The following is a 24,771-nucleotide window of genomic DNA, read 5'->3' as shown; positions in this document are numbered from 1 at the left end:
AACTTCCAATGAGTGACCAGGCAACGCCGACTATTTTAACGCGCATTTTGGCCCGTAAAGACCAGGAAGTCGCTGAGCGTCAGCAAGCAGTATCTGAAGCGGATCTGCTAGCGCTAGCGGAGAAGCAGAGCGCGCCCCGTGGCTTTATTGATGCATTGAATCAGCGTATTGCGGTAGGCGACGCGGCAGTCATCGCCGAGGTGAAAAAAGCCTCGCCCTCTAAAGGCGTGATGCGGGAAGAGTTTCACCCAGCGGATATTGCAAAAAGCTACGCCCAGGGCGGCGCAGCGTGCCTTTCCGTGCTGACTGATGCCGACTTCTTCCAGGGCCACGAGGATTACCTAATTGCCGCTCGCGATGCCTGCGACCTGCCGGTGATCCGCAAAGACTTTATCACCCACGGTTATCAGGTCACTGAAGCGCGCGCCATCGGTGCGGACTGCATCCTATTAATTGTGGCGGCGCTCAATGACGCTCAGCTGCGCGACCTGCACCAGCAGGCCAACGCATTGGGGATGGATGTGCTGGTGGAAGTTCACGATGCAGAGGAGCTAGAGCGGGCTCTGGCGCTGGACCTCAAGCTGGTGGGTATCAATAACCGCAACCTGCACACCTTTGACACCAGCCTGAATACCACTCTGGATCTGCTGCCGCGTATCCCTGAAGGCGTGACCGTGATTACCGAATCCGGCATTCACACGCGTGATGACGTAGAGCTAATGCGTGACCACGAGGTCAATGGCTTTTTGGTGGGGGAAGCGTTTATGCGCGAAGAGGACCCTGGTTTGGCCCTCAAGCGGCTGTTTTTCTAAACGCCCACACGGATATCAGCAAGCCCCAGCAGGCCAGCCGCGTTAGCGGCTGGCCTGTTTGATACTGGTCAGCAGAGCTTGCAGCGGGTGGGGCAGGGTTTGCGCTGAGTAGCGCTTCACCTGACTGCGGCAGGAGTAGCCGGTGGCCAGTAGCTTACCGCTGTTCTCCTCTGCTTCGACCTGGGGCTGCCACGACTGAGCGTAGATTGTTTTGGAGGTAGCGACGTTACGGGTCTCATGGCCGTAGGTACCGGACATGCCGCAGCAACCGGTAGCCATCAGCTCAAGCTCTAAACCAAACGCCGCAAACACCTGCTGCCACGCTTTCGGGCTGCCCGGCGCGTTGGTTTTTTCGGTGCAGTGGGAAAGCAGCTTAAAGCCTGGGTCTTTGAGCGTTAGCTGGCCGGGGGCGAGGGTGTTGACGCGGGTCGCTAACCACTCCTGCAGCATCAGTACGTTCGGCACCTTATCGCCGCCCAGCGCTTTGACGTACTCCTGGCGGTAGGTCAGCGTCATGGCTGGGTCGATGCCTACCATGGGCACCTCAAACTCACTAAGCGCGCGAAGGCGTTTGGCTTGCTTCTCTGCCGTGCGCTCAAAGGCACCTAAAAAGCCCTGTACGTGCAGCGGCTTGCCGTTAGCGGAAAACGGCATGACAAACACGCGCAGGTTCAGCCGCGCTAGCAGCTCTACCACATCCATCACCAGCTTGGCTTCAAAGTGGGTGGTGAAGGCATCTTGCACAATCACGACACTGTTGGCCCGCTGCTGCTCGGTGAGTAGCGCAAGCGATGTGGGCGTGGCTTCCGCAATGCCCCAGGCGCGCAGCTGCTTTTTCACGCTGGCGCGAGAGAGCGCGGGGGAGTCGCTAATGCCGAGCCCCTTCTGCATCAGTTGCTCTATCCAGCGCTGGCCAAGTGCGGCGTTATACAGCGGAGCCATCTTGGTTAACGCAGGCAGCATAAATTCGGTGCCGCCAATCACGTAATCCCGCAGCGGGCGCAGATAGCGGCCGTGATACACCTCTAAAAACTGTGAGCGGAACTGCGGTACGTTGACTTTGATCGGACACTGGCCCGCGCAGGACTTACACGCCAAGCAGCCCGCCATGGCGTCGTAGACTTCATGGGAGTAGTCGTGGTGCTGCTGGCGGCTAACGGTGTTCATCACCCGCTTGGGGAAGCTTTTAATAAAGCCCCAGCTGCGCTCGGCTTTCTTTTTGCGCGACTCTTCCACCACGTCGATGCCCGCTTGCGACTGCAAGCGCAGCCACTCACGAATCAAGCTGGCGCGGCCTTTAGGGGAGTGGCGGCGGTCGCGGGTGGCCTTCCACGAGGGGCACATGGGGTCGTCCACATCGTAGTTGTAGCAAGCGCCGTTGCCGTTGCAGTACACCGCTGCGTCATAGGCCTGCCAGGCCCGCTCGTCAATGGTGCGGTCGAGCTGGCCGCGCATAGGAACACCATCGACGGTGAGCAGTTCCGGGTCACTCTCCTTCGCAATCAGCGTGGTAATTTCAGAAGGTGACGCGATCTTGCCAGGGTTGAGCTGGTTGTGCGGATCGAAGGCCGCCTTGACCTGCTGCAGGCAGGGGTAAAGCTCACCGAAAAACTTCGGCCCGTACTCGGAGCGCACGCCTTTACCGTGTTCGCCCCACAGCAGCCCGCCGTACTTCTGGGTGAGCGCAGCGACTTCATCAGAAATCTCGCGAATCAACGCTTCCTGGGCGGGGTCTTTCATATCCAGCGCCGGGCGAACGTGTAGCACCCCCGCATCCACATGGCCGAACATGCCGTAGGAGAGCTTGCGTGCATCCAGCGCGGCGCGGAACTCGGTAATGAAGTCGGCCAAATGTTCCGGCGGAACGGCGGTGTCCTCCACGAACGGCAGCGGACGTTTCTCCCCCTGAACGTTACCCAGCAGGCCCACCGAGCGTTTGCGCATGGCGTAGACTTTCTGGATCTGCGAGCGGCCTTCCGCCAGGGTGTAGCCTAGCCGCTCCACGGTGGCATCCTGGCTCAGGTGCTGGGTAAACGCTTTTACACGCCCTGCGAGCTGTTCCGGGTCATCGTCGTTGAACTCGATCAGGTTGATGCCCTGAATGGGCGTGCTGCCCGCCGGGAAAAATTCCGCCACGCTGTCCCAAACGAAGTCTTCCATCGCTAGTTGCAGCACGGTGTCGTCCACGGTTTCAATGGACGTTGGCTTCGCGCTGCTGGCCATCAACGCTTTGGCATCCCGCAAGGCATCCATAAAGCTCGGGTAGCGCACGTTGACCAGCGTGGAGTGCTTGGGGATCGGCAAGACGTTGAGCACGGCTTCGTTTAAAAAGCCCAGGGAGCCTTCCGAACCGCACAGCAGGCTATTCAGGTTGAGCTGGCCCTCTTCGCGCAGATGCGCCAAGTCGTAGCCGGTCAAACAGCGGTTGAGCGGTGGGAATTTTGCCTCAATCAGTTCGCGCTGTTGGTCGATAATCGTCGCGGCGGTGCGGTGTACCTTGCCCAACACGCCTTCCTGGGCCAGCGCCTGCTGCTCCTCTTCTGCGCTAAGTGGGCGGCTATGCAAGTGCTGGCCGCCGAGAAGGACGGTATCCAGCTCTAACACGTGGTGGCGAGTTTTGCCGTACTGGCAGCTCCCCTGGCCGCTGGCATCGGTAGAGATCATACCGCCAATGGTGGCGCGATTCGATGTCGATAGTTCGGGGGCGAAAAACAGCCCGTGGGGCTTCAGCGCGGCGTTGAGCTGGTCTTTGACCACGCCTGCCTGTACCCGCACCCGGCGGGCTTCCACGTCAATCTCAATGATTTGGTTCATATGGCGGGAGACATCCACCACGATGCCATCGGTCAGCGACTGGCCGTTGGTGCCGGTGCCGCCGCCCCTTGGGGTCAGGACGATATCCCGGTGGGGCAGCTCGGAGGCGAGCTTGGCAAGGCGCTCTAAGTCTTCGGCGTGTTTCGGAAACACCGCCGCCTGGGGAAGGCGCTGGTAAATCGAGTTATCCGTCGCCAGCACAGTGCGGTTGGCGTAATCCGGTGCTATTTCACCTTCGAACCCGCGCGCGCGGAGGTCTTCGATAAAACGCACGTAGTGGCTGCCAATTCGTTCGAAAGGGGCCGTGCGAGAATCCAAGGATGCAATCATAGGAGGTTGAGCCGTCACTGCTGGAAGCGGATAGGGGATAGCGCTACTTTACCGCAGCTACTGCGGCGGTGCATCTTGATGGGGCATCTCAGTGGCTGTCTAACGCCTCTTTGACGAGCGTTGCACAGGCGTCGTTCATGGGCAGCGTCAGGGCTAGCGCATGCGCTTGCGGCGACATCTTGCCCCAGGTCTTTTGCACAATGCGCACCATGTGGTCGTGCTCCACCTTGCGGGAGAAATCGGCGAAGTAGTTTTCCAAGAACACTAGGCAGGCGCAGTCCTCTAGGGCTTGAACATCGCTATCTCGGCCCAAGCCTTGCTTGAGAATCATGCTGGCGACGCGTTTGGCCTCCTCTTGGGAATAGCCCGCCTCTTCCATGAGTGCCGCCGTGGTATCACCAGCCTGGGCACTTTGGTCCCGCCGCCAAGTTAAGTAGCCAATACGGCCTTCTGGGTAATCGCTTCGCGGCAGCTGCCAGCGCTGCAGGTGCTGGGCGCGCACGGCAATGCGCAACAGTTCGCTCGGCGCCTCCTGCAGTCGCTCTAACCACCGGCTCATACGCTGGGCATAGATAAGCTCTTGTGGATGAGAAGTGCCATCTGCGAGAGTGGTTGGCCGTGGGTCTTGAGCATGAAGCGCATCAATAGCGGCAAGGGTGTGTTCAAAGGCAGAAGACATATCGGCTCGCTTGGTTCAGTGGTCAGAGTGACATCCTAGCAGCTTGTAGTTCGGTATAAAAAAGCGCCCGCTACCAAGGGCAGCGGGCGCGAGGGATAGCCTAATCGATTATTAAGAGCGGCTGGTGTTGTAGATTTCTTCGTTGAGTTCGCCTTCGCTTTTACCTACCAGCGTGGTGACCATCAGATCGCCTGCGACGTTAACACTGGTACGCGCCATATCCAGAATGCGGTCAATACCCGCAACCACGGCAATAGCTTCAAGGGGTAGGCCAATTTGTGCCATCACGATGGAGAGCATAATCAGGCCTGCACCAGGAACGCCTGCAGTACCAATCGAGGCCAGCGTGCCGGTGGCTACGATCATGCCGTAATCCATCATGCTCAAATCAGTGCCGGTCATCTGAGCAATAAATAGCACCACCACGCCTTGATACAGTGCGGTGCCATCCATATTGATGGTGGCGCCTACGGGCAGTACAAAGCCGGACACCCCTTCCGATACGCCCAGGTTTTTCTGTGCGCAGCGAATTGAGACGGGCAGGGTGCCTGCTGAGGAAGCAGAAGAAAACGCCACCACGATGGCATCCAGACTGCCTTTTAAGTAGCGCACCGGGTTCAAACGTCCCATCAGAGAAATAAAGCCAGAGTAGATAACAAGCACATGTAAAATGCTGGCGAGATAGACCACGCCGATCAGTTTGGCGAGTGGGAGCAAAATTTCTAAGCCATACTGGCCCGATACATGGGCAATCAAACCAAACACCCCGAATGGCGCAAACGCCATCACGAGGCCAGTGAGTTTATACATGGCTTCCGCGAAGCTATCGAAGACCTTCATCACCGGCTCGCCTTTTTCACCGATAAGCGTTAGCGAGATGCCCAAGCCAATGGCAAACACAATGATCTGCATAATGTTGCCATTAGCCAGGGCATCAATCGGATTGCGCGGCACGAGATTAATGAGAATCGACATTAGCGATGGTGCTTCGTTAGCCGAGACTTCAGCGTCGAAACTTAGCCCGACACCCACCCCAGGCTGCAGCAGGGTAGAGAGCACAAGGCCAATGCTGATGGCAAAGGCAGTGGTCACCAAGTAAAGGATAATGGTGCGAGCCCCAATACGGCCCATCTTCTGTGGATCGCGCATGGAGGTAATACCCACCACCAGCGTCGAAAAGACCAGCGGCACAATCAGCATCATAATGGCGTTGATGAAGATGTCGCCCAGTGGCTTAAATACACTCGCTGTTTCGCCGAGCAGTGCGCCTGCCAACACCCCGAGCGCCAAACCAGCCAGGATTTTCTGCCATAGAGCGATACGTCGCCACCAACCAAATTTTTCTTGCGTTGCGGTCTCCTGCATAAACTTTCTCCTTTTCTATAACCCGTTGTTAGTGATTCTTGCTTTAAAGCGGCGGGCACTCTATCACTTTTGGCTAATAAGGGGGGATATGCGTAAGGGTCATGGTGCATACCCGTCAACGACTAAGTTCAGCATGGTGGTGCGCTGCCATAGCCCCAACTCGCGCTTTTGCCTACAATAGACCCCTTTGTCACGGCCTTTGAGAGCCGTGTTTCACTGAATTCTGGCCAAGGGATAACTCATGCTCGATCCGAAACTGCTGCGCGGCGATCTTGATGCAACTGCGCAACAACTGGCCCGCCGGGGCTTCGAACTCGATAAAGCGGCACTGCAGGCGCTAGAGTCGCGCCGTCGTGAGTTGCAAACCCAGACCGAACAGTTGCAGAACGAGCGTAATATGCGCTCCAAAGCGATTGGTAAGGCCAAAGCCAGTGGCGAAGATATCCAGCCGCTGCTGGATGAGGTGAGCGATCTTGGTGACCGTTTGGATGCTGCTAAGCGCGAGCTGGCCGAGGTACAGGCTGAGTGGGATGACGCGATTAGCGGTATTCCCAACCTGCCCCATGAGAGCGTGCCGGAAGGCAAGAACGAAGACGATAACGTGGAGCTGCACCGCTGGGGCACGCCGCGTGAGTTCGACTTTGAGGTGCTAGACCATGTGGATTTGGGTAAGAAATCCGGCTATCTCGATTTTGAACTGGCGGCCAAGCTAACCGGCGCGCGCTTTGCAGTGATGCGCGGGCCCATCGCTCGCCTGCATCGCGCGCTGGCGCAGTTTATGCTGGATATGCAAACCCAGCAGCACGGCTATGAAGAGTGCTATGTGCCTTACATGGTGAATCGGGATTCGCTGATGGGTACGGGCCAGCTGCCCAAGTTCGGCGAGGATCTGTTCAAGCTGAACGACGAGCGGGAGTACCACTTGATTCCCACCTCAGAAGTACCGCTGACCAACTTCGTGCGTGATGAGATCGTCGAGCTGGCTGCGCTGCCGATGAAGCTCACGGCGCATACTCCATGTTTCCGTTCGGAAGCTGGCGCTTATGGGCGCGATACCCGTGGCATGATTCGTCAACACCAGTTCGATAAAGTCGAGATGGTGCAAATTGTGGAGCCGGAGAAGAGCTATGAAGCGCTGGAAGAGATGCGCGGCCATGCAGAAGCCATTCTGCAGGCGCTTGAGTTGCCGTATCGGGTGGTGACGCTGTGTACGGGCGACATGGGCTTTGGCGCGGCAAAAACCTACGATTTGGAAGTGTGGCTGCCGAGCCAAAACACCTACCGGGAAATCTCCTCTGTGTCTAACTGCGAAGATTTCCAGGCGCGTCGGATGCAAGCCCGTTACCGCCACCCTGATTCCAAAAAGCCTCAGCTACTGCATACGCTCAATGGTTCGGGTTTGGCAGTAGGGCGTTGCCTGCTGGCAGTGCTTGAAAATCACCAGCAGGCCGATGGGTCAGTGACTATTCCTGCTCCCCTGCAGCCCTATCTAGGCGGCCTCGACCGTCTTGCCCTCTAAGCGCCCACTCGACGTTCACCCCGGCATCGATGCGAATGGTGCCGGGGCGGTAGTCGCTGGCTGAACCGCTGCCCATAGCGTCACTTTCGGCGCGCATGGCCATCATGCGGGGTTGAAAAACCGGCGCTTGGGTCTCTTCAATGTGTTGAACAGGGCCAAGCGTGACATCTAGCGTGCTCGCCATAAGGTCGGCTTTATGGCGGGCTTTTTCTAACGCTTTTGTCAGTGCTTCGTCGGTGGCGGCGTCGCGATCCTGCAGGTCAAACTGCACACCATCTAACGCATTTACACCAGCGTCAATCAAAGCGTCCAGCACATCGCCTAATTGGTCTATATTAGTTAGCTCAACGCTGAAGGGGCGTTCTAAGCGGGTGCGCATCAGCGTCTCTTGTTCGCCGTTGTCGTTGCGCGGGCCTGCGACATGCTCAGGATACACGTTCAGGGAGCCTGCATTGATGGCGCGTTGCTCAATGCCGATCTCTTCCATGGCGGCAATCAGCTCGCTGGCACGCTGCTCAAGCCGCTCGCGGGCGCTGCCCAGGGCTTCGCTATCGGTGTCTTCTAAGGTTGAAACCGCTGGGGTGTTTTCCCACAAACGTGCAGAGAGCGTGGCTTTATCGGGTTCAACTTCCACCCATGACTGCGCCTGAACGTGAAGGCTTGGCGGAGCAGGCGGCGCGGCGTAAGCCATAGGGGTAGTCAATAGGGCAAACAAAGCGCTACCCACGATGCCGTAGCGGAGGCGTTTAAAGTGTTGCATTGCTGTATTCATAGGTCACTTCCTTGCTAAGAGAGCCAATGAGCAGAGTAGGCTAACTAATATTGTGTATCGCTGTTTGGAAGGAAAGGTTGCCATAAAGTTCGCTGGCAAAGAGTAGACGGAAAACAGTTGCTTTTTGTGGATGACGCTTCGAATTCAAGTTCATTTTAACCTTTTCACTTACTATCCTAGCCTGTTCCTACTTTGTCATGGACGCCTCGCGCCCATGAATTGTGGCTATTTACCCCTTCGGGAGAAAGTCGATGAAGGCAAGCAAGCACTCGCCCAGAGCGTTGTTGTGTTCAGTACTATTGTCCATTCCTCTGTTCGGTCAAGCGGAGACTGTGAATTGGACAAATTGGCTCACTGGCCAGATAAGCAAACATCCGGATGTTATGGCGGCGACAGAGCAGGCGGCAGCCCGGAATCAGGATGCTGAGGCAAGCGAACAACCGCTGTATAACCCGGAGCTGTCTGTTGGAGCAGACAGAACGGGCAGTGACAACAACTTTGTGGCAGGGCTATCACAAACGATCGATTGGTCTGATCAACAGGGTGCGCTAAAGGACAAGGCAAAGCTGATCAGGCTTTCCGCTGAAGCTGATTTGAACGAGGCGGTTTTGGCACAAACGTCCGAGTCGCTGTTTGCGCTTGTCGAGTGGCGCGCGGCGACGCGTGCCGAAGAAATTGCGGAATCCCAGCAACACCGTCTGAATGCCTTGCTGGAGCAGGTTGAGCAACGCCAGCAGGCGGGCGACCTGGGGAGTACCGATGCAGAGTTGCTTTTTTTAAGCCTTTCTCAGCAGCTCAGTGAACTCGCCCAGGCAAAGGCCGCAGTTGATCGAGCAGAAACTCAAGTTAGAGAACGTCTGCCGGACTGGAGGCCTCAGGATGGGGGAATCCCCGGGCACATTTGGCCGGCTCTTGCTTCCAGGGTCGATAACGACAATTTGCTGGATCATCCGTCAATTGCTGCTGCCCGCGCGAGGTGGCAGGTGCTGCGGAGCGAAGCCGAGGTGGTCAGTCGCAGAGCGACGGCATCTCCCACGGTCGGGCTGAGCGGAGGGCGTGATGGCGGTGAGAACCTGGTTGGCCTGACGTTCTCGATCCCTCTGAACGTCCGTAATAACTACAGCGCTGAAACCCGGGCTGCGAATCGACGGGCTCTGGAGGCGGAAGCGCGGTTTCAGGCGCTCTACCGGAAACGACAATATGACCTGGCAGGCGCTCGCGCTTCCTGGAAGCGATACGACAAGCAACTCCGTCGATGGAAAGAACTATCCCAGGGGCGTGTACAGCGAAGTGCCGATTTGCTTGAGAAGCAGTGGCAGGTCGGCGACCTCTCCACCTCTGAGTATCTCCAGGCGCTGGGCCAGCGCGCGGAGAGCCTGAAAACCGGTATTGAACTGGAAAAGCAGGCGCAGTTGGGTCTGATTGAGCTCTTGAGCCAGTCTGGCGAACTGATCACCCTCTTCCAATACTAGTCTGGAAACTGGATATTCATTATGAAAAAAGCTCTGATTTCAGTATTCGCATTGACGTTGCTTACAGCCCCACTTTCTTTTGTACAGGCAGAGGAAGATGCTCATCAGGAAGCCGGTCATGATCATGCTGCCAGTGGCGACGATCATCAGGAAGTCACCGGTGAGAAGGGCGAGCATAAGGAAGATCATGGTGAAGAAGGTGAGCATGAGGAGGAAGGTGAGCATGAGGAGGAAGGTGAGCATGAGGAGGAAGGTGATCATGAAGAGGAAGGGGGGCACGGCCACGAAGACGAGAACGGTGGCCATGAAGAAGCGGCCACCGCAAGCATCAATGCCAAACAGAAAGAGCTCGCCGGCATTGAAGTAGCAACCCTTGAGAGCAAGCGCGTTGACTATGAAGTTTACGCGCCCGGTGAGCTGCTGACCAACGGCTATACCAGCTATCACGTGTCCCCCCGGGTTGCCTCAGTGGTGCTGCGGCGTCACGTGGAACTGGGTGAGCACGTAACCAAGGGCCAGCCGCTGGTAACCCTGTTCAGTGAGACGGTGGCACAGGCGCAGGCGGATTACAGGAAAGCTTTTCCTGAATGGAAGCGAATCAGCGGGCTGGGTCGTTCCGTGGTTGGCGATCAGCGGTTCAATACAGCGAAAGCCAACATTGAAGCAGCAAGGGCGACTCTGCTTGCTTACGGGCTGAACGATGATGACATTGGTGCGTTGAAGGCCAGCGGGGTGGATAGTCTCGGTGAATACATGCTCAGGGCTCGCGTGGATGGTGCAGTACTGACCGATGAGTTTGAGCAAGGACAAAGAGTTGAGGCTGGCCAGCCGCTGGTGACTCTTGCTGATGAGAGTGAGCTTTGGGTAGAAGCCCATCTGCCAGCAAGCTCCGACATTGTTCTAGAGAAGGGCGCGGAAGCCGAAGTCAGGGCAGCGGGTCGTGTGGGCGTGGCAACGGTGTCCCAGGAAGCCCACACCATTGATCCTGTGACCCGCACGCGGATTGTCAGGCTGGAGCTGGACAATCCTGAAGATCGTTTTCATCCAGGAATGTTCGCAGATGTGTATTTTCGTTTTAAGACCAGCGAGCCGGTGCTTGCCGTGCCGGAGACTGCATTGATGCGTGGCGCGGACGGCGACTGGACGGTCTATGTGGAAGAGGCCGAAGGCGAGTATGAACCCGTGGAAGTGGAACTGGGCCGCTCAATTGGCGGGCTCCGTGAGGTTTCCGGCCTGGCTGCGGGCCAACGAGTCGTTTTGCGGGGCGCATTTTTTGTGGCCTCTGAGATTGCCAAAGGCGGCTTTGATCCGCACAACCACTGATTCCGGGAGTCATTATGTTCAACCGAGTTGTCGACTTGGCGGTTCAGAACCGCCTGTTGGTTCTTATTGCGCTTGCAGTGCTTATCGCCACGGCCGCGTTTCAGATACCAAAACTGAATCTTGATGCTTTCCCCGACGTTACAAACGTCCAGGTCGCTGTTAATACAGAGGCGCCCGGACTTGCGGCTGAGGAAGTCGAGCAGCTGATCACCTATCCCATTGAAGCGGTGATGTATGCGTTGCCGGATGTTGAGGAGGTTCGGTCCATCTCCAAAACCGGGTTGTCTGGTGTCACCGTGGTCTTTAAAGAGGGCACGGATATCTATTTCGCGCGCCAACTGGTTTTCGAGCGGTTGCAGGCCGCGCGGGAGCTGATTCCGGACGGGGTCGGGGTGCCTGAAATGGGGCCGAATACGTCCGGTCTTGGCCAGGTCTACCAGTACTTGCTGATAGCGGACCCGGATTCGGGGTACGACGCAATGGAATTGCGCAGCTTGCACGACTGGCTGGTCAAACTGTTGCTGATACCGGCTGAAGGGGTTACGGAAATCCTGTCGTTTGGCGGAGAGGTCCGCCAGTACCAGGTTAACCTGAACCCGGCGCGAATGCTGTCCTATGACTTATCACAGAACGATGTCATGGAAGCCCTGGAGAACAACAACTCCAATGTTGGGGGCTGGTATATGGGCCGCGGGCAGGAGCAGTTGGTTATTCGCGGTATGGGCTGGCTGGGTAATGGCGAGCAGGGGCTCGAGCAGATCCGTCAGGTGCCCGTTAAAACCAGTGATGGCATTACAGTGACAGTGAACGATGTCGCCGAGGTAGCGCTGGGCACTGAAATTCGCCAGGGTGCGGTAACCATGACCCGGAAGGATGAAGCCGGTCAGGTTGAACAACTGGGTGAAGTGGTTTCTGGCATTGTACTCAAACGAATGGGGGCCAACACAAAAGCCACCATCGACGGCATCGAGGCCCGCATTGATCGCATAAATCAGGCGCTTCCGAGTGGGGTTCGTTTTGAGCCCTATTACAACCAGGCGGATCTGGTGACCAAGGCCGTAGAGACGGTGACCAATGCGCTTCTGTTGGCTTTTGTGTTTATTGCGATCGTGCTTGCCCTGTTCCTGATGAATCTGCGGGCAACAACGCTGGTGCTGCTTTCAATACCGATTTCCATCGGGATTGCCCTGATGATCATGGCCTGGTTCGGTCTCTCGGCCAACCTGATGTCTCTGGGCGGTATTGCTGTGGCAATTGGCATGCTGGTGGATGGCTCTGTTGTTATGGTTGAGAACATTTTCAAGCATCTGACCCATCCCGATGCTGAGCATGACGCCCACCGGAATGAGTTGGCTGAAGGCGACCCCGATCCGCTGGATGCATCGCACGATGATCGTGGCATTGCACTTCGACTGCAGGAAGCGGGCCGGGAAGTGGCGCGGCCGATCTTTTTCGCGACGGCGATTATCCTGGTCGTTTTCATGCCTCTGTTCAGCTTTGAAGGTGTGGAAGCCAAGCTTTTCCAGCCAATGGCGATCAGCATCATGCTGGCCATTGTGTCCGCTGTGATCGTCGCTCTGGTGGTTGTACCCGCGCTGGCGTCATACATGTTCCGTAAGGGTATCCGGGAGCGGGAAAGCTTCATTCTAAAACCCCTGGAAAAGCTCTATCGCATGGGGCTTGCCTGGTCACTGAAGCATAGCCGCGTGGTTGTTGGCGCGGCGGCTGTTCTTGTTGTGCTGGCGGCGCTGGTTGTGCCACGACTCGGCACGGAGTTCGTTCCTGAACTGGAAGAGGGAACGATTAACCTCCGGGTGACCCTGGCCCCTTCATCAAGCCTTGATACGGCGCTTGAAGTGGCGCCAAAACTGGAAGCCATGCTGATGGAATTTCCAGAAGTGACCTACGCCCTGTCCCGGGCGGGCCGACCGGAAATAGGCGGGGATCCGGAGCCCGTTAACAATATAGAGATCTATATCGGCCTTAAGCCAACAGCCGAGTGGACCAGCGCCAGTAATCGCTATGAATTGCAGGCCCTGTTTGAGGCGAAGCTCGAACAGCACCCGGGGCTACTGTTTAACTTTTCTCAGCCTATTGCAACTCGGGTTGACGAATTGTTGTCAGGTGTCCGCGCGCAGTTGGCCATCAAACTCTTTGGCCCGGATCTCAAGGTGCTGGCCGAGAAAGGTCAGCAGATCGAAGCGGCGGTCCGAACTGTTCAGGGGACCCGAGACGTGGCCATGGAGCAGATTGCCGGTGAAGCGCAGTTGGTGGTTCAGCCAGACCGTCAGGCACTCTCCCGGTACGGACTCGCCGTGTCTGATGTGATGAGTGTCGTCCGGGACGGACTGGGTGGTGCCGCCGCGGGCCAGATCATCAACGGAAATGAGCGGTACGATATCTATGTGCGCCTGGCCAAACGTTTCCGGGAAGACCGGGATGCCATTGCTGATCTCAGGTTGCAGGCGCCTTCCGGAGCCTGGGTGAGACTCGGTGATGTGGCCGATGTGTCTATTGAGTCCGGCCCGCCCCAGGTGCGCCGCGACGACGTTCAGCGCCGTGTGGTCATTCAGTCTAATGTGCAGGGTCGTGACATGGGCAGTGTGGTTGCCGACATTCAGGATACCATCGCGTCAGAAGTGAACCTTCCCCCCGGCTATTCGGTTGATATTGGTGGTCAGTTTGAAAACCAGCAGCGAGCTCAGAAGCGGTTGACTATCGTGGTTCCTGTATCTCTGGGACTGATTGCGCTGTTGCTGTACTTCGCTTTCAGTTCGGTTGGTCAGGCACTGTTAATTCTGGTCAACGTGCCGCTTGCTGTCATTGGTGGCGTCTTTTCGCTCTGGATTTCCGGCCAGTACCTTTCAGTCCCCAGTTCCGTTGGATTTATCACACTGTTTGGTGTGGCGGTGCTTAACGGGGTCGTTATGGTCGAAAGCATCAATCAGCGAATACAGGATGGGTTGAACGTGGATACCGCGGTGTTTGAAGGTGCCGTCTCCCGTTTACGTCCTGTCTTGATGACAGCAATAACCTCGGCGCTCGGCTTGATACCGATGCTGTTGTCGACGGGCGTGGGAGCGGAAATCCAGAAGCCACTGGCCAGCGTGATTGTTGGTGGTCTCGTGACTGCAACTTTCCTGACACTCTTTGTTTTGCCGGTTCTGTTCGGTCGCTTTTCAAGAGCCAAGGTGAGTGATATCCAACGGTAAAAAATGGGAGAAGCCGCGCTGCGTCATCGACGGTTGCCTTTCTGGAGGTTTTCTAATCCGGAAGTGGCAGTAGAATGACAATGCTGGCTCCTCCGTTTTTTGAGGTACCCATGTTCATCTGTCCGAGGTTGTCTTCGACAATCTCGGACACGATGGACAATCCGAGCCCAAAACCGGCGACCGTTTCATCCAGCCTGGTACCCCTGTTCATGACAGTGGCTGCCGCCTCGGGAGAAATTCCGGGGCCATCGTCCGCTACTTCTATGGAGAGTCCTGATGACGTGCGGGCGATTGTAACGTCGACGGTTGTCTGGCACCACTTCCCGCCATTTTCGAGTAAATTGCCAAGTAGCTCTGAAAGATCCTGTCGCTCCATTGGCCAGCTGAAGTTTTCAGGTAAGTTGGTGTGGAGGCGAAAAACCGTGTCAGGGAAGATTTTTTCCATAACGGTGATGACACTTGCCGTGATTTCAACCGGCATGCACGTCCGTCCCATCTGTCTGCCTGATATGTCTGCTTTGCTCATCCGGTATTTCAGGGATTTGTCAAGCTCCCGCAAGTTAGAGGCCATAAACACAACATCCTCCCGGGACGGAGGCAAGGTATCGATATCCGACAAAATGGCAAGATTGGCAGAAATAGAGGTTTTGACCAGGTGAGAGAGGTCGGAGTTCAGGCGGCGGTGGCGGTCCAGCCGCCGGTTTGACAGCTCGAGCAAATCATTGAGCTGCCGGATCAGCGGACGAAACTCTTCCGGCACGTGAGGGTTCAGACGACTTTGTTTCCCGGATTGGAGCCGTCTCAGGTCCTCTTTTATCTTACTGATGGGCTTTAACGTCAGATGTGTGGTGGTTCCAATCAGAGCCAGCAGTATCGCCAGAAGAACGGCCGAGGCACCGAGCAATGTCAGGTGGGCCTTCAGCGGTCGTTCAGAGAGCGCCCCCTCGGTTTCAAGAACGGTGATTGAGGCCAGCTTTCCAGTAGCAGTGAACGTACGTCTAAGCCCAAAAAGCGTGTTCGCGCCCTGCGCTATGTGAATAAAACCCTCGGGCTTATCCACAACGCCCTGCATTTGGCTCAGGTCAAAGTTGTTGCTCGTCAGGACGCTCCCGCCTGCCGTTTCGATGATGATGGCATGCCCCAGAAGCATTTCAAACTGATGGATCATGTTCCTGAGGTCGTCAGTTGTCGGGGACTCGGCTTCAATGATTGCCTGAAAGTTTTCCAGCTCTTTACTCAGGTGTTGTTTCCTGGACTCGTCCGATAGTTGTTTTATCACGTAGGCATGTGAAAAGAATATCAGGGTGAAATAGACGAGGCTGAAAACAGCCCCATACTGAATGGCTGTTCTTCGGATACTCTTTGGAGCTGGCATATGTTGACCTGGTTCGTTCGGGCGTTCAGCCAGTAGGATCTTTTTCGAAGAAGTAGCCCTGGCCACGCAAAGTCTTGATTTTATTGCCCCCTATTATTTTTCTGAGCCTGGCTATATAGACCTGAACAACATTTCTGGTGGGGCATCTTTCTATGTTGTAGAGGGTTTCAACCAGTTCGTCCTGGGAAAATACCCTGTCTGGTGAACGGAGGAAACACTGTAAAAGGCGGAATTCCGTAGCTGTCAGTCTGAACTCTTTCTGGTCGGGCGTGGTAAGCGTTCGGTAGGTGGCGTTGAGACTGAATCCGTCAACACTGATCTGGTCTGTCGTTCTGCCGTCCTTTCTGCGGATAATCGCACTGAGCCGGGCTTTCAGTTCATCAAACTCAAACGGTTTGGGAAGGTAATCGTCGGCACCCGCGTTCAACCCTTCTACTCTCTCAGTCCAGTTGGAGCGTGCGGTCAGAATAAGGATGGCCTCTTTTTTCCCGTTTTTTCTCCATCTTTGCATTAAAGACAGTCCATTTTCATCGGGCAGTCCGATATCGAGAATAACGGCCTGGTAGGAGCTTGTTTCAATCAACGAGTCCGCTTCTTTGCCGGTTTTGGCGATATCGACTGTGTAGTGCGCCTGCGCAAGCCAGTCCGATATTCTTTTGGCAAGTACCGCATTGTCCTCAACAATCAGAATTTTCATTTGTAAGCGCCGTTTTTCGTGGTGGGAAAGTTTCGCTCGTCCTCTGTTGATTGTAACAGTAACGAAGGAATCAGGATCAGAAAAGCCGGTTGTTAGCGTTGTCCAGATTGGCTCTTCCGAGGTTGGCGACGCTGCGGTCCAGATCATCAATGGCGCGACGTTCTCAGGCGAAGTGGCGCCTGAGTGTGAAAAAAGGATTATCGGAGTGATCCAAAAATCCGGCTCCCGATGAGTGGAAGCCGGATTTTCAGCAATCTCCGTTCACTCATCAGAAATTAACGCTGATCCCCAGTGAAGCGGTGCGCGGCAGGTTCGCCATGGCGCCATCGGGCCAACGTGAGACAATTTGCTGTTCATCGAACAGGTTGTCCACTTTCAGGAAGACATCGGCACTGGCGGTCAGCGCGTAACGGCTGATGAAGTCGACCAGGAACAGGGATTCGGTCTCGTCCAGTTTCGTCGCGGTGTTGTTGCATCCTGCGCTGACACACATCTCATCGACGTAGGTGGCCACAAGGTAGTTGTCCCAGCCACTCGGGTGCTCCATGCCGACCCGCAGGCTCATCTGGTTTTCCGGAACGTCTTTGAGTTGCTCGCCTTTTTTCAGGCCAGAGGCAGCATTGTCCTTGCTGATTTCCGCCTGGGTAAAGGTGTAGGTAAGGCTGACCGGAAGGTAGAACTCGCCCGCCTCGGTGCCGGTCTGGAGCTGGAATTCCGCACCGGCAATTTCAGCCTCGCCGGCTACGAAACTGCCAGAAGTGGCGCCATTGCTGCACGGCGAGCCCACTGAACAGTTTTCAGCCTTGTTGGAGAAGTCGCTGTAGAAGCCGATCACTTCCGCGAAGAACGCATTGCCAAAGTAGCGGACGCCGGCTTCCCAGTTCTTGCTGGTTTCCGGATCTTCGTTTGCCCTGGCACCACCTCCGAGAGGGGAGAAACCCCGGTGCACGCCACCCAGAACCTGCCAGCTTTGGGACAGGTCATAGGTAAAGGAAGCGCCAGGCAGGAGTTCGGCGCTGTCATTGGCGCGGGTGCTGTCGACGGTCGTGCGACCGGGATCCGCGTATTGGGTGCGGCTGGTCTGTACATCCTCGTAGCGCAGAGCGAGGTTGATATTGAGCTTGTCCGTCGCCTGCCACTTGTCGAGTGCCCAGAAGCTCAGGGCTTCGCCGGTCTCAAAGCGGTTGTTGCTGCCCGTTGGGGCCACGCTGTTCTGGAACACCAGGGAGCCATTGACCTGGTCGTACACATCCACCGGCTGGAAGCGATCCATTTCATCTTCGTGGATGCGGGCGCCGAAGTCGAATTCGTGGTTGCCAATGTTTACATCGAAGTTTGTCTGCACGCCCTGGGACAGGTAGTCCCTGGCGTTGTTTTTGTATTCCAGACCGCTGGCGTCAATTGTGCCGTCCAGAATACCCTGGGCATTGGCGTCGCCGGCGTTTGCCTGGCCGATGATGTTTCCGGCGCCACTGAGCTTGTACCAATTGCGTTTGAAGTCGTTGCGGTAGAGAGTCGTGGTGCTGCTTACATTGTCGCTCCACTCGAACTGATGAGTCAGGCTGACACCGGAGTGAGTATTATCCATCTGGTCGAGACTGGAAAGCCCGTAGCGCCGGTTGGGGTCCTGGTTGAAGTCCGCATCCGTCAGTCCGACATAGGTCGAGTTGGAGGTTTCCTCGGAATACTGCAGCTTGGCGGTTACGCTCTGGCGCTCTCCCTGCCAGCGTAGCTTGCCGACATAATCACTGATGTCGAAGCCACTGTTGCGGTTGCTTCGGTCAATGTCCTTGAAGCCTTGCGCTGAGCGCTGGACCGTTTCAACCAGATAGCCCCAGTCACCGTTCGTGTCGCCATAGGTTGCATGAACGTCGGTGGAGCCGCGCTCGTTGGTGACGGCTTCGACGTAGCCCTTCTGCTCGTCGGGAATGGGTGTGGAAATCAGGTTGATCACGCCGCCGGTGGTTTGCGGACCATAGCGCAGCAGCGGGGCACCCTTGAGTACTTCCAGCGAGGACATGCGCTTGAACGTCGGGAAATAATAGGCGGCCGGGTTAGAATAGGGGGCCGGCGCGATCAGAATGCCATCTTCCATCAGGGTAACATTGCTGCTTCGCTCGGCCGTGGCACCGCGAATGCCAATGTTAGGGCGCAGGCCCAGACCCTCCTCTTCCCGTACATACACGCCCGGGACGGTTTTCAGTACCTGGTTGATGTCGGCCTCAACCTCGGTTTTCAACTGTTGATCGCCAACAACGTAGCCTGACCCCGGCAAGGTCTGGGCGGCAGACGCATCGCCAATGATTTCCATGGGTTCAAGCATCTGGGGCTGATCATCGCCGACTGCCCAACTGGCGCCCGGGGCAAGGCTGACAGCCACGGCCAGTGATAAGCGGGAAGGTTTAAACATGTGTTTCTCCGCAATTATTCGTATTTGAAATTCTAAATAGAAACGCGTTCCATTTGCGGATACGAATTTAAGGACTTCTCATAATCAAGTCAATAACCAATGTTAATGATAATGAGAGAGTGTCACCAGGCTGAAAAGGTTGAATTTCTCTCAAACGGGCAATTCGGAGGTCGGAGCGGGTTGGGCGGAGGGTGAGGGTATCAGCTGGCCCGCAATCCGGGGCCAGCTTTTCTGAAGGCCAAACAAGCCGCCGGTGGTCTGCTCGCAATGTCGGTGATCATGGTAACCCGGTTCGATCCCTTACTCCGTCCACAATCTTGCCCGGAAAGAGCTTTGCCGCCAGAGCAGCGCAACCCAGAGCGCATGAAGGTTTATGAGTAGCGCCAATACCCATTCAAAGGCATTGTCTAGTTGACTGTACAAGGCAGGTACTGCGGCAGTGAGGATAACGGAGAGAATTCCCACCGCCAGTAACGCCCTGTACGGCTGATACTGGTGCAACTGTCCCAGTAGGGTATGCACCAGGATATGTAGCCTTCGAAGACAGCAATGACAAACGTATCATGAATGGTGAGCAGCAGGCTTAACGCCGCTGCTAATGCTAACCACCACAAAGGAATGCTGCGGCGCCGGATTGCCCTATTCATCCCGCCCCCGACAACTCAGACCTCCCCCAACTGTCAACAACAGTGAACATTGACCGCATTGGGGGCGCGGCGCTTTACGGGCTTTTAGTACTGTTGCTGACACAATATTAAATGCAACCGCCGCTATCAGCCATGAATTATTACAGGTCCGCAGTCTTGTGTCGTTTAACTCATGCAATACACGCCCATCAATCTCTAATGCGTATAATAATGATTTATATTTAATTTACCTCAAAGGATTTGCACATGACGTCAATACTCGTCCGCGACCTCTGGCCCTGTCAATCACCCTGCTTTTGATGGCCGGATGCAGCGGCAATCAGGACGCTGCCAACGCACAACACAGCAGAGAGCCAACGGCAGATAAGGCACCCGCATCCACGCCGACCAAAACTGACGTTGTTAGCCATTATGCAGATCTGGCGCACGCCACGTTCCAGGATGCGGTGACAACGGCCGAGGTTCTTGGCGAGGTAGTGGACGCAAGATTGTGGCCAGTTTGCTAATGGCGGCGACCCCGAAGTCAGCGACAAAGTGGCAGGCTTTATCACCTTCTACGCCAGCAGCCTTGCAGTTCCCGCCCGTCGCGCCATGGAAAACCCGGAAGTGCAGCAAGGCGCCAGACTCGTTAGCAACACGGGGTGTGCCGCCTGCCACACACCAAAGCACGACCGGTCTGGTCGCTGACCGGCCAAACCTCAGCGACCAGACGATCTGGCCCAGCCATTTTGTGGCACGGGGGCGAAGCCGAGATATCCAGGGAACAGTTCAAGGCACGATTCAGGACTGAACGTGCGGTGCTGATTGCCTTCCTGAAAGTGCCTGAAGAGGCTCCCGGTTGCACTAAAGTCTAATGTTAATTGACTTCTCAGTCGTCGGGCTTGTGCTACTATCAGTGTGGTCAATATTGTTGCTGTGCCCAGTGCTGACGCAAGACCTGAAGCCACTTGAGTTTCGGGACAGGAGGGCACAGCACTTTAAGATAATGGACGTAATACGCATGACACGTTCAGTAATAAATCAGTAATAAATCAATGATAATATGACACGTTCAGTAATAAATCAATGATAATGAGGGGGGGTTATGATGCTAATGGCAAATAAAAAAGCGGCACTGAGTTCAGCGCTCGCACTGGTGGTGGCGGGGTTATCTTCGCCGGGTCACGCCATGGAATTCAAGGTGTCCGGCCAGGTGAATCGTGCGATCACCGTCGCGGATAACGGGAATGAGACTGATTACGCGAGTGTCGACAGCATCGGTTCCAACTCACGTTTCCGGTTCACTGGCAATGAGATGATGGCCAACGGCATGAACCTCGGTTTTATCTATGAAATGTCAGTTGTTCAGTACGGATCCACGGAGTTCGATATCGGCAACAATACCTCCGGGGGGGGTGAGGGTGGCGTTGACCTGGATACCCGGAAAATTGACATCTATCTCGAGGGTGACTTTGGTAAGGTGAGTTTCGGCAAAGGCGATGGTGCTGGCTACTACGCCAACATGATGGATTACTCCGAAACGCTCTACTTCGGTGGCGGTGCCTGGTATACCCTTTATTCTTCCGGCATCAGTTTTGTCGATGATAACGGCAACAAACTTTACAGAATTGGTGAAACCAACGGCGTCTTCAATGCCGTTGGTCGACAAGAGCGTATCCGCTACGACAGCCCGTCGATCGGCGGTCTGGTGCTGTCGACCAGTCTCGACAACGGCAATGCCTATGAACTGGCGGCCCGGTACCACGTAGATTTTCCGGGTGCCAAACTGGCCACGGGGCTGAGCTGGGTTGATGCTAATGATCTGGAGATTCCGACCTCGCCCACCGATGGACAGCCACTCACCCCTGGGTCGGAATTCAAAGAGAAGCAAGTCCTTGGTGCTTCGGCGTCTTTGTTGCTGGACGGTGGCCTGAACTTTACCGTCTCCTACGGTAATGAGGAAACCGACGCAATGGCCAATGCGGGGCAGGCTAATCAAGAAGGCTATGATGCGACCAACCTATTCGGTCAGGTAGGCTACTCGACTGGCGCTCATCACTTTGCAGTCAACTATGGCGAGACCAAAGATCTGATTGTTGAGGGAACCAAGGGAAGCCAGATTGGTCTGGCATACGTGTACGACTGGTCGAGCGCGGTCCGCTTGTACTCCTCGTATCACCTGTATTCGCTTGACCTGCCTTCGTCGGTCAAGACCGCTGAAGGATGGGGCGATGCCAACGATATCAGCCAGCTCTATGCCGGTATCCGGATCGCCTTTTAACCAACGGGTCTGACCTGAATAACAGACAGGAGTAAAATATGCACAAACTGCGGTTATGGATAATTCCCGTGCTGGTAGTAGCTCTGTCGGGCTGCGGACTTAATGTGGTCCGACCCGCTGACACGACGCCGATGCCGGGAGAAGACCGCCTGCCTGATGGACCAGGCCTGTTTGCCAGCAGTCCCGATGACAGCGCCCGGGAGGGATATTCTATCCTGTCGGGTCGTTGCTCAGATTGTGCGACCAGTCAACGCGCCGGAGGGAAGGCGGCCCCGGACTCTGACACCTACAGAAGCTTCGAAGCCTTCAGGCGGATGGACCCAGACTCACAAGAATACAGGGAATTTGAGAAATGGCTGGAATGGAAACAGTTTCGCCAGTGGAAATCCCGGCAGCAATGAGGCTCGGAGGTGAAAAACTCTACCGTGCCCCGTGCCGACTGTTATGATATAACGCAGCCCCGCTCAACTTTCCTTTCTCTGGCAGATGCTTGTCACTTAATGTGTAAGCAACGATCCAGACTTTGCTGAGAAGGTTTTCGATGTCGTTGGCCTGTACCTGAATCCGCCGAATAACGCGCTGGTGCTGTCGGTTGACGAAAAAACGCAGATCCAGGCACTGGATCGCACTCAACCAAAGCTGCAACTGAAACCCGGCCAGATCGAGCGCCGTACCCACGATTACAAGAGGCACGGGACGACCAGCTTATACGCGGCCCTGAATATCCTGAACGGCGAAGTGATTGGGCGCATTACACAACGCCACCGCGCCAAAGAGTTTCTCGATTTTCTGCGACAAATTGATCGAGAAACACCGAAAGAGCAGGACCTTCATCTGATTCTGGACAACAGCTCGACTCACAAAACACCAGAAGTGAAGGCCTGGCTGGAAAAGCATTTCCGGTTCAAGCTTCACTTCACACCCACCAGCGCCTCTTGGCTGAATGCCGTGGAGGGCTGGTTTGGTCAACTGGAACGCCGCGCTTTGTACCGTGGCATTTTTACCAGTGTCGGCGAACTTAAGAAGGCGATTCGTCGCTTTATCCAAACTCATAATGAGAAACTGGCAAAGCCGTTCCGCTGGCACAAGAGTGCAGAATCGATTATGACTTCAGTGACGCGAGCAAAGCTGAGTGTTATTGATAATAAATAAACGGATTACCCAGACGGGACACTAGCAGAGCTCCCCAAATGCCACAAGAAATTAACCCATAGCAACCGGTCAGGCGATGTTGCCTATCGGGTTTCCTAAGGCCAGGCAATTCGGCATCGGAGGTGATATGGCCGCCGGAGTAATCGGTTTCAATCTGGCGGCGGACGGTGGAGCGAAGGGAAGTTTTTCAGGTATAGTCCCGGGCAGCGGCGGTTGGTGTTGGTTTCGCGTGTAGGAGCTTGAAATTATAGCTCCTGCCGCCGTTTTCTTTTGTCCCCCATGAGAAATCCGGGCCATTTTAAGAGCAGAAGGATGTTGTAATTACCCCAGGATATTGGCCCGTCGATAAAGTAGTGCGTAATCAGCTAGCCACAAGAAAAGAACACGGCAATCGCCTGTTCAGGCTGTTGCTGGTGCTTTTGTTGCTGCTTGCCGCGCAGCACCTTGCCATGCATGACATCGATGGTGCTGGCGGAGGCCCGGTCGGGCATCAGGAATGTCTGCTCAATCACCTGCCTTATGCTCAGTTATCCCCGCCATTACCCGGTCTTCCGTTACTGATTCCGGCGCTGTTTCTGGAAATACCGTACAGCCAACACTTCCACCGGATTTTTATCCACCCCTGGCTGGCCCGCGCACCACCCCTGTTCTGATCTGTCTCTGTTTACCCGTTTAATTGATGAGCAAGTGCGCAGTGCACGGTTACTGCGTGCCTGCTCGGGGATTCGCACGATAAATCAATTCAGGAATACGTAATGATTAGCAACTATAACCGGTTATCGCCGGCAGCCATCGTAATGCTCGGCTTATCCATAACAGCAGGGGCTGTTCCGCTTGCCTACAGTGGGGGACCTGCGGGTGGGCGCCAATATGGATCTGATCGCCGAAGCCCGGGATTTCGGTGCTGATATGAACCGCCAGGTGCTTGACCTGCGTGAGGTGGAGGTTTCCCTGGAATCGCAGATCAATCCTTGGCTCTATGGGATGATATTCCTGACCCGGCCGTCCGATGAGGACATAAGTGTCGAGGAGGCCGCAGTGATCGCCGACCTGGGAAGAGGGTTCAGGCTGAAAGCAGGGAAGTATCGTAACGAGTTCGGATTGCTCAACACCGTTCATGAACCGGAACGGCCACAAGTCTCACTTCCCTTGCCAGTGGAGGAGTTTCTCGGCGAAGAACAGCTTCGGGAGACGGCTGTCACCCTGGGTCGTCTCACCGATCTGGGCAACGGCTACCGTGCCGGCATCAGCGGCGCCGTGTTCAATTCCGACAACGATGCGGCGTTTGATGCCGGCCAGTCCGGTGACAAGGCCTTTGGCGGCAAACTCTATTTTGGTCGTCAGGCCAGTGACACGGCCTACCAGTTAGGTCTCAGTGCCCTGACCGGCAAGAACGATACGGGCGGTACAACCGATATACAGGCGCTGGATTTCCGCGTCCTGCTCGAACCGGAATTTGCCCGGGGCTACGATTACCCGGCACGTTTTTCCTGGATGGGCGAGGTCCTGTTCAACCAGCGGGAAATCGCCCCTGGCGTCAGCAACAACGCCAACGGCGCCTGGACACTCGTGGATTACCAATTCAAACCTGCGCATCATCTGGGCGCGGGTGCCGAATACACTCAGGGGCGACTGGATAAATCGCTGACGTCCAGGGCTTATTCGGCGCATTACAGCTGGTATTACTCGCCCCATGCACGATTGCAGGTACAGGCGCGTCGTCTTGACGTTGATGGCGGCGACAGCGGCATGGAAGTATTGCTGCAGTGGAATATCGTTCTGGGTGCCCACAGTGAACGGCCATTCCTTGCCATTCTTCCGATGGATGACAAAATGTAACCTGGAGAAAACACAAAAACCCGCCCGGATTCGAAAGGCGCCGGGCGGGTTGATATTTATCGGCCCTGACGATATGGGCAGTCGCACGGCCAA

Annotated in this window: 17 protein-coding genes and 1 pseudogene; 11 read left to right on the top strand and 7 right to left on the bottom strand. The window is 55.8% G+C overall.

All coding sequences use genetic code 11. The features are described 5' to 3' along the window. The first annotated feature begins 8 nt into the window (after positions 1 to 8). Complete coding sequence (trpC, locus tag AC13CY_RS07865) at positions 9 to 812, top strand: indole-3-glycerol phosphate synthase TrpC (RefSeq protein WP_062359140.1); 804 nt, start codon at positions 9 to 11, stop codon at positions 810 to 812. Positions 813 to 854: 42 nt separating this feature from the next. On the opposite strand, the gene ydiJ is transcribed toward trpC, so the two are convergent. The 3 genes from ydiJ to AC13CY_RS07850 all read right to left on the bottom strand — a co-directional run bounded on the left by ydiJ (position 855) and on the right by AC13CY_RS07850 (position 6,000). Beyond that, on the bottom strand, positions 855 to 3,956 hold the full coding sequence (ydiJ, locus tag AC13CY_RS07860) for a D-2-hydroxyglutarate dehydrogenase YdiJ (RefSeq protein ID WP_483052440.1): 3,102 nt from the start codon (positions 3,954 to 3,956) through the stop codon (positions 855 to 857). Positions 3,957 to 4,044: 88 nt separating this feature from the next. Further along, positions 4,045 to 4,635: a DUF4202 domain-containing protein gene (locus AC13CY_RS07855; protein ID WP_483052439.1), complete on the bottom strand. Its 591-nt coding sequence runs from the start codon at positions 4,633 to 4,635 to the stop codon at positions 4,045 to 4,047. Positions 4,636 to 4,746: 111 nt separating this feature from the next. Then, entirely contained in the window at positions 4,747 to 6,000 is a 1,254-nt protein-coding gene (locus AC13CY_RS07850) for a dicarboxylate/amino acid:cation symporter (RefSeq protein ID WP_044628133.1), read from the bottom strand. A gap of 241 nt (positions 6,001 to 6,241) precedes the next feature. On the opposite strand from AC13CY_RS07850, the gene serS reads away from it, so the two are divergent. Continuing rightward, on the top strand, positions 6,242 to 7,519 hold the full coding sequence (gene serS / locus AC13CY_RS07845) for a serine--tRNA ligase (protein WP_483052438.1): 1,278 nt from the start codon (positions 6,242 to 6,244) through the stop codon (positions 7,517 to 7,519). Here serS and AC13CY_RS07840 read toward each other — a convergent pair. Next, positions 7,464 to 8,291: an SIMPL domain-containing protein gene (locus AC13CY_RS07840; protein ID WP_054640871.1), complete on the bottom strand. Its 828-nt coding sequence runs from the start codon at positions 8,289 to 8,291 to the stop codon at positions 7,464 to 7,466. The two genes, serS and AC13CY_RS07840, sit on opposite strands and share 56 nt — an antisense overlap. A 251-nt stretch (positions 8,292 to 8,542) precedes the next feature. Between AC13CY_RS07840 and AC13CY_RS07835 the strand changes: the two genes are divergently transcribed. The 3 genes from AC13CY_RS07835 to AC13CY_RS07825 are packed head-to-tail and all read left to right on the top strand — an operon-like array spanning position 8,543 to position 14,298. Continuing rightward, a complete protein-coding gene (locus tag AC13CY_RS07835; protein ID WP_172416038.1) occupies positions 8,543 to 9,763 on the top strand; it encodes a TolC family protein in 1,221 nt (406 codons plus the stop codon). 21 nt (positions 9,764 to 9,784) lie between these two features. Continuing rightward, positions 9,785 to 11,086 carry an efflux RND transporter periplasmic adaptor subunit gene (locus AC13CY_RS07830; RefSeq protein ID WP_483052437.1) on the top strand — a complete coding sequence of 434 codons (1,302 nt, stop codon included), beginning with the start codon at positions 9,785 to 9,787 and terminating at the stop codon, positions 11,084 to 11,086. Positions 11,087 to 11,100: 14 nt separating this feature from the next. Continuing rightward, a complete protein-coding gene (locus AC13CY_RS07825) occupies positions 11,101 to 14,298 on the top strand; it encodes an efflux RND transporter permease subunit (protein WP_483052436.1) in 3,198 nt (1,065 codons plus the stop codon). Between the two features lie 52 nt (positions 14,299 to 14,350). Here AC13CY_RS07825 and AC13CY_RS07820 read toward each other — a convergent pair whose 3' ends face one another. The 3 genes from AC13CY_RS07820 to AC13CY_RS07810 form a co-directional block, all read right to left on the bottom strand. Further along, positions 14,351 to 15,673, bottom strand: a complete 1,323-nt coding sequence (locus tag AC13CY_RS07820; RefSeq protein WP_213477900.1) for an ATP-binding protein — start codon at positions 15,671 to 15,673, stop codon at positions 14,351 to 14,353. Between the two features lie 25 nt (positions 15,674 to 15,698). Beyond that, on the bottom strand, positions 15,699 to 16,370 hold the full coding sequence (locus tag AC13CY_RS07815; RefSeq protein WP_044628127.1) for a response regulator transcription factor: 672 nt from the start codon (positions 16,368 to 16,370) through the stop codon (positions 15,699 to 15,701). 268 nt (positions 16,371 to 16,638) lie between these two features. Next, complete coding sequence (locus AC13CY_RS07810; RefSeq protein ID WP_062359135.1) at positions 16,639 to 18,780, bottom strand: TonB-dependent receptor family protein; 2,142 nt, start codon at positions 18,778 to 18,780, stop codon at positions 16,639 to 16,641. A gap of 1,181 nt (positions 18,781 to 19,961) precedes the next feature. Between AC13CY_RS07810 and AC13CY_RS07805 the strand changes: the two genes are divergently transcribed. The 6 genes and pseudogenes from AC13CY_RS07805 (at position 19,962) to AC13CY_RS07780 (ending at position 24,678) form a co-directional block, all read left to right on the top strand. Then, a complete protein-coding gene (locus AC13CY_RS07805; RefSeq protein WP_197746112.1) occupies positions 19,962 to 20,114 on the top strand; it encodes a di-heme oxidoredictase family protein in 153 nt (50 codons plus the stop codon). Next, complete coding sequence (locus AC13CY_RS07800; RefSeq protein ID WP_074210778.1) at positions 20,069 to 20,281, top strand: di-heme oxidoredictase family protein; 213 nt, start codon at positions 20,069 to 20,071, stop codon at positions 20,279 to 20,281. The genes AC13CY_RS07805 and AC13CY_RS07800 overlap by 46 nt, the downstream gene beginning before the upstream one ends. Before the next feature lie 230 nt (positions 20,282 to 20,511). Continuing rightward, on the top strand, positions 20,512 to 21,687 hold the full coding sequence (locus AC13CY_RS07795; RefSeq protein WP_483052435.1) for a porin: 1,176 nt from the start codon (positions 20,512 to 20,514) through the stop codon (positions 21,685 to 21,687). A gap of 504 nt (positions 21,688 to 22,191) precedes the next feature. Beyond that, positions 22,192 to 22,839: pseudogene (locus tag AC13CY_RS07790) on the top strand (IS630 family transposase); the annotation flags it as partial. Between the two features lie 353 nt (positions 22,840 to 23,192). Then, the gene (locus tag AC13CY_RS07785) at positions 23,193 to 23,492 is read left to right on the top strand and encodes a hypothetical protein (protein WP_128082445.1); all 300 of its coding nucleotides are present in this window, start codon (positions 23,193 to 23,195) and stop codon (positions 23,490 to 23,492) included. Between the two features lie 217 nt (positions 23,493 to 23,709). Continuing rightward, positions 23,710 to 24,678: a hypothetical protein gene (locus tag AC13CY_RS07780; RefSeq protein ID WP_228219084.1), complete on the top strand. Its 969-nt coding sequence runs from the start codon at positions 23,710 to 23,712 to the stop codon at positions 24,676 to 24,678. The last annotated feature ends 93 nt before the right edge of the window (positions 24,679 to 24,771 follow it).

It is taken from the genome of Vreelandella sp. L-15 (assembly GCF_056857635.1).
This window is presented reverse-complemented; position numbering and strand designations above follow the sequence as displayed.

What these genes read in the sequence shown, in the direction of transcription:
- AC13CY_RS07840 (WP_054640871.1), bottom strand. Translation starts at nt 8,291, where the DNA reads ATGAATACAGCAATGCAACACTTTAAACGCCTCCGCTACGGCATCGTG.
- ydiJ (WP_483052440.1), bottom strand. Translation starts at nt 3,956, where the DNA reads ATGATTGCATCCTTGGATTCTCGCACGGCCCCTTTCGAACGAATTGGC.
- AC13CY_RS07855 (WP_483052439.1), bottom strand. Translation starts at nt 4,635, where the DNA reads ATGTCTTCTGCCTTTGAACACACCCTTGCCGCTATTGATGCGCTTCAT.
- trpC (WP_062359140.1), top strand. Translation starts at nt 9, where the DNA reads ATGAGTGACCAGGCAACGCCGACTATTTTAACGCGCATTTTGGCCCGT.
- AC13CY_RS07795 (WP_483052435.1), top strand. Translation starts at nt 20,512, where the DNA reads ATGATGCTAATGGCAAATAAAAAAGCGGCACTGAGTTCAGCGCTCGCA.
- AC13CY_RS07780 (WP_228219084.1), top strand. Translation starts at nt 23,710, where the DNA reads ATGGATCTGATCGCCGAAGCCCGGGATTTCGGTGCTGATATGAACCGC.
- AC13CY_RS07815 (WP_044628127.1), bottom strand. Translation starts at nt 16,370, where the DNA reads ATGAAAATTCTGATTGTTGAGGACAATGCGGTACTTGCCAAAAGAATA.
- AC13CY_RS07830 (WP_483052437.1), top strand. Translation starts at nt 9,785, where the DNA reads ATGAAAAAAGCTCTGATTTCAGTATTCGCATTGACGTTGCTTACAGCC.
- AC13CY_RS07835 (WP_172416038.1), top strand. Translation starts at nt 8,543, where the DNA reads ATGAAGGCAAGCAAGCACTCGCCCAGAGCGTTGTTGTGTTCAGTACTA.
- AC13CY_RS07850 (WP_044628133.1), bottom strand. Translation starts at nt 6,000, where the DNA reads ATGCAGGAGACCGCAACGCAAGAAAAATTTGGTTGGTGGCGACGTATC.
- serS (WP_483052438.1), top strand. Translation starts at nt 6,242, where the DNA reads ATGCTCGATCCGAAACTGCTGCGCGGCGATCTTGATGCAACTGCGCAA.
- AC13CY_RS07825 (WP_483052436.1), top strand. Translation starts at nt 11,101, where the DNA reads ATGTTCAACCGAGTTGTCGACTTGGCGGTTCAGAACCGCCTGTTGGTT.
- AC13CY_RS07810 (WP_062359135.1), bottom strand. Translation starts at nt 18,780, where the DNA reads ATGTTTAAACCTTCCCGCTTATCACTGGCCGTGGCTGTCAGCCTTGCC.
- AC13CY_RS07820 (WP_213477900.1), bottom strand. Translation starts at nt 15,673, where the DNA reads ATGCCAGCTCCAAAGAGTATCCGAAGAACAGCCATTCAGTATGGGGCT.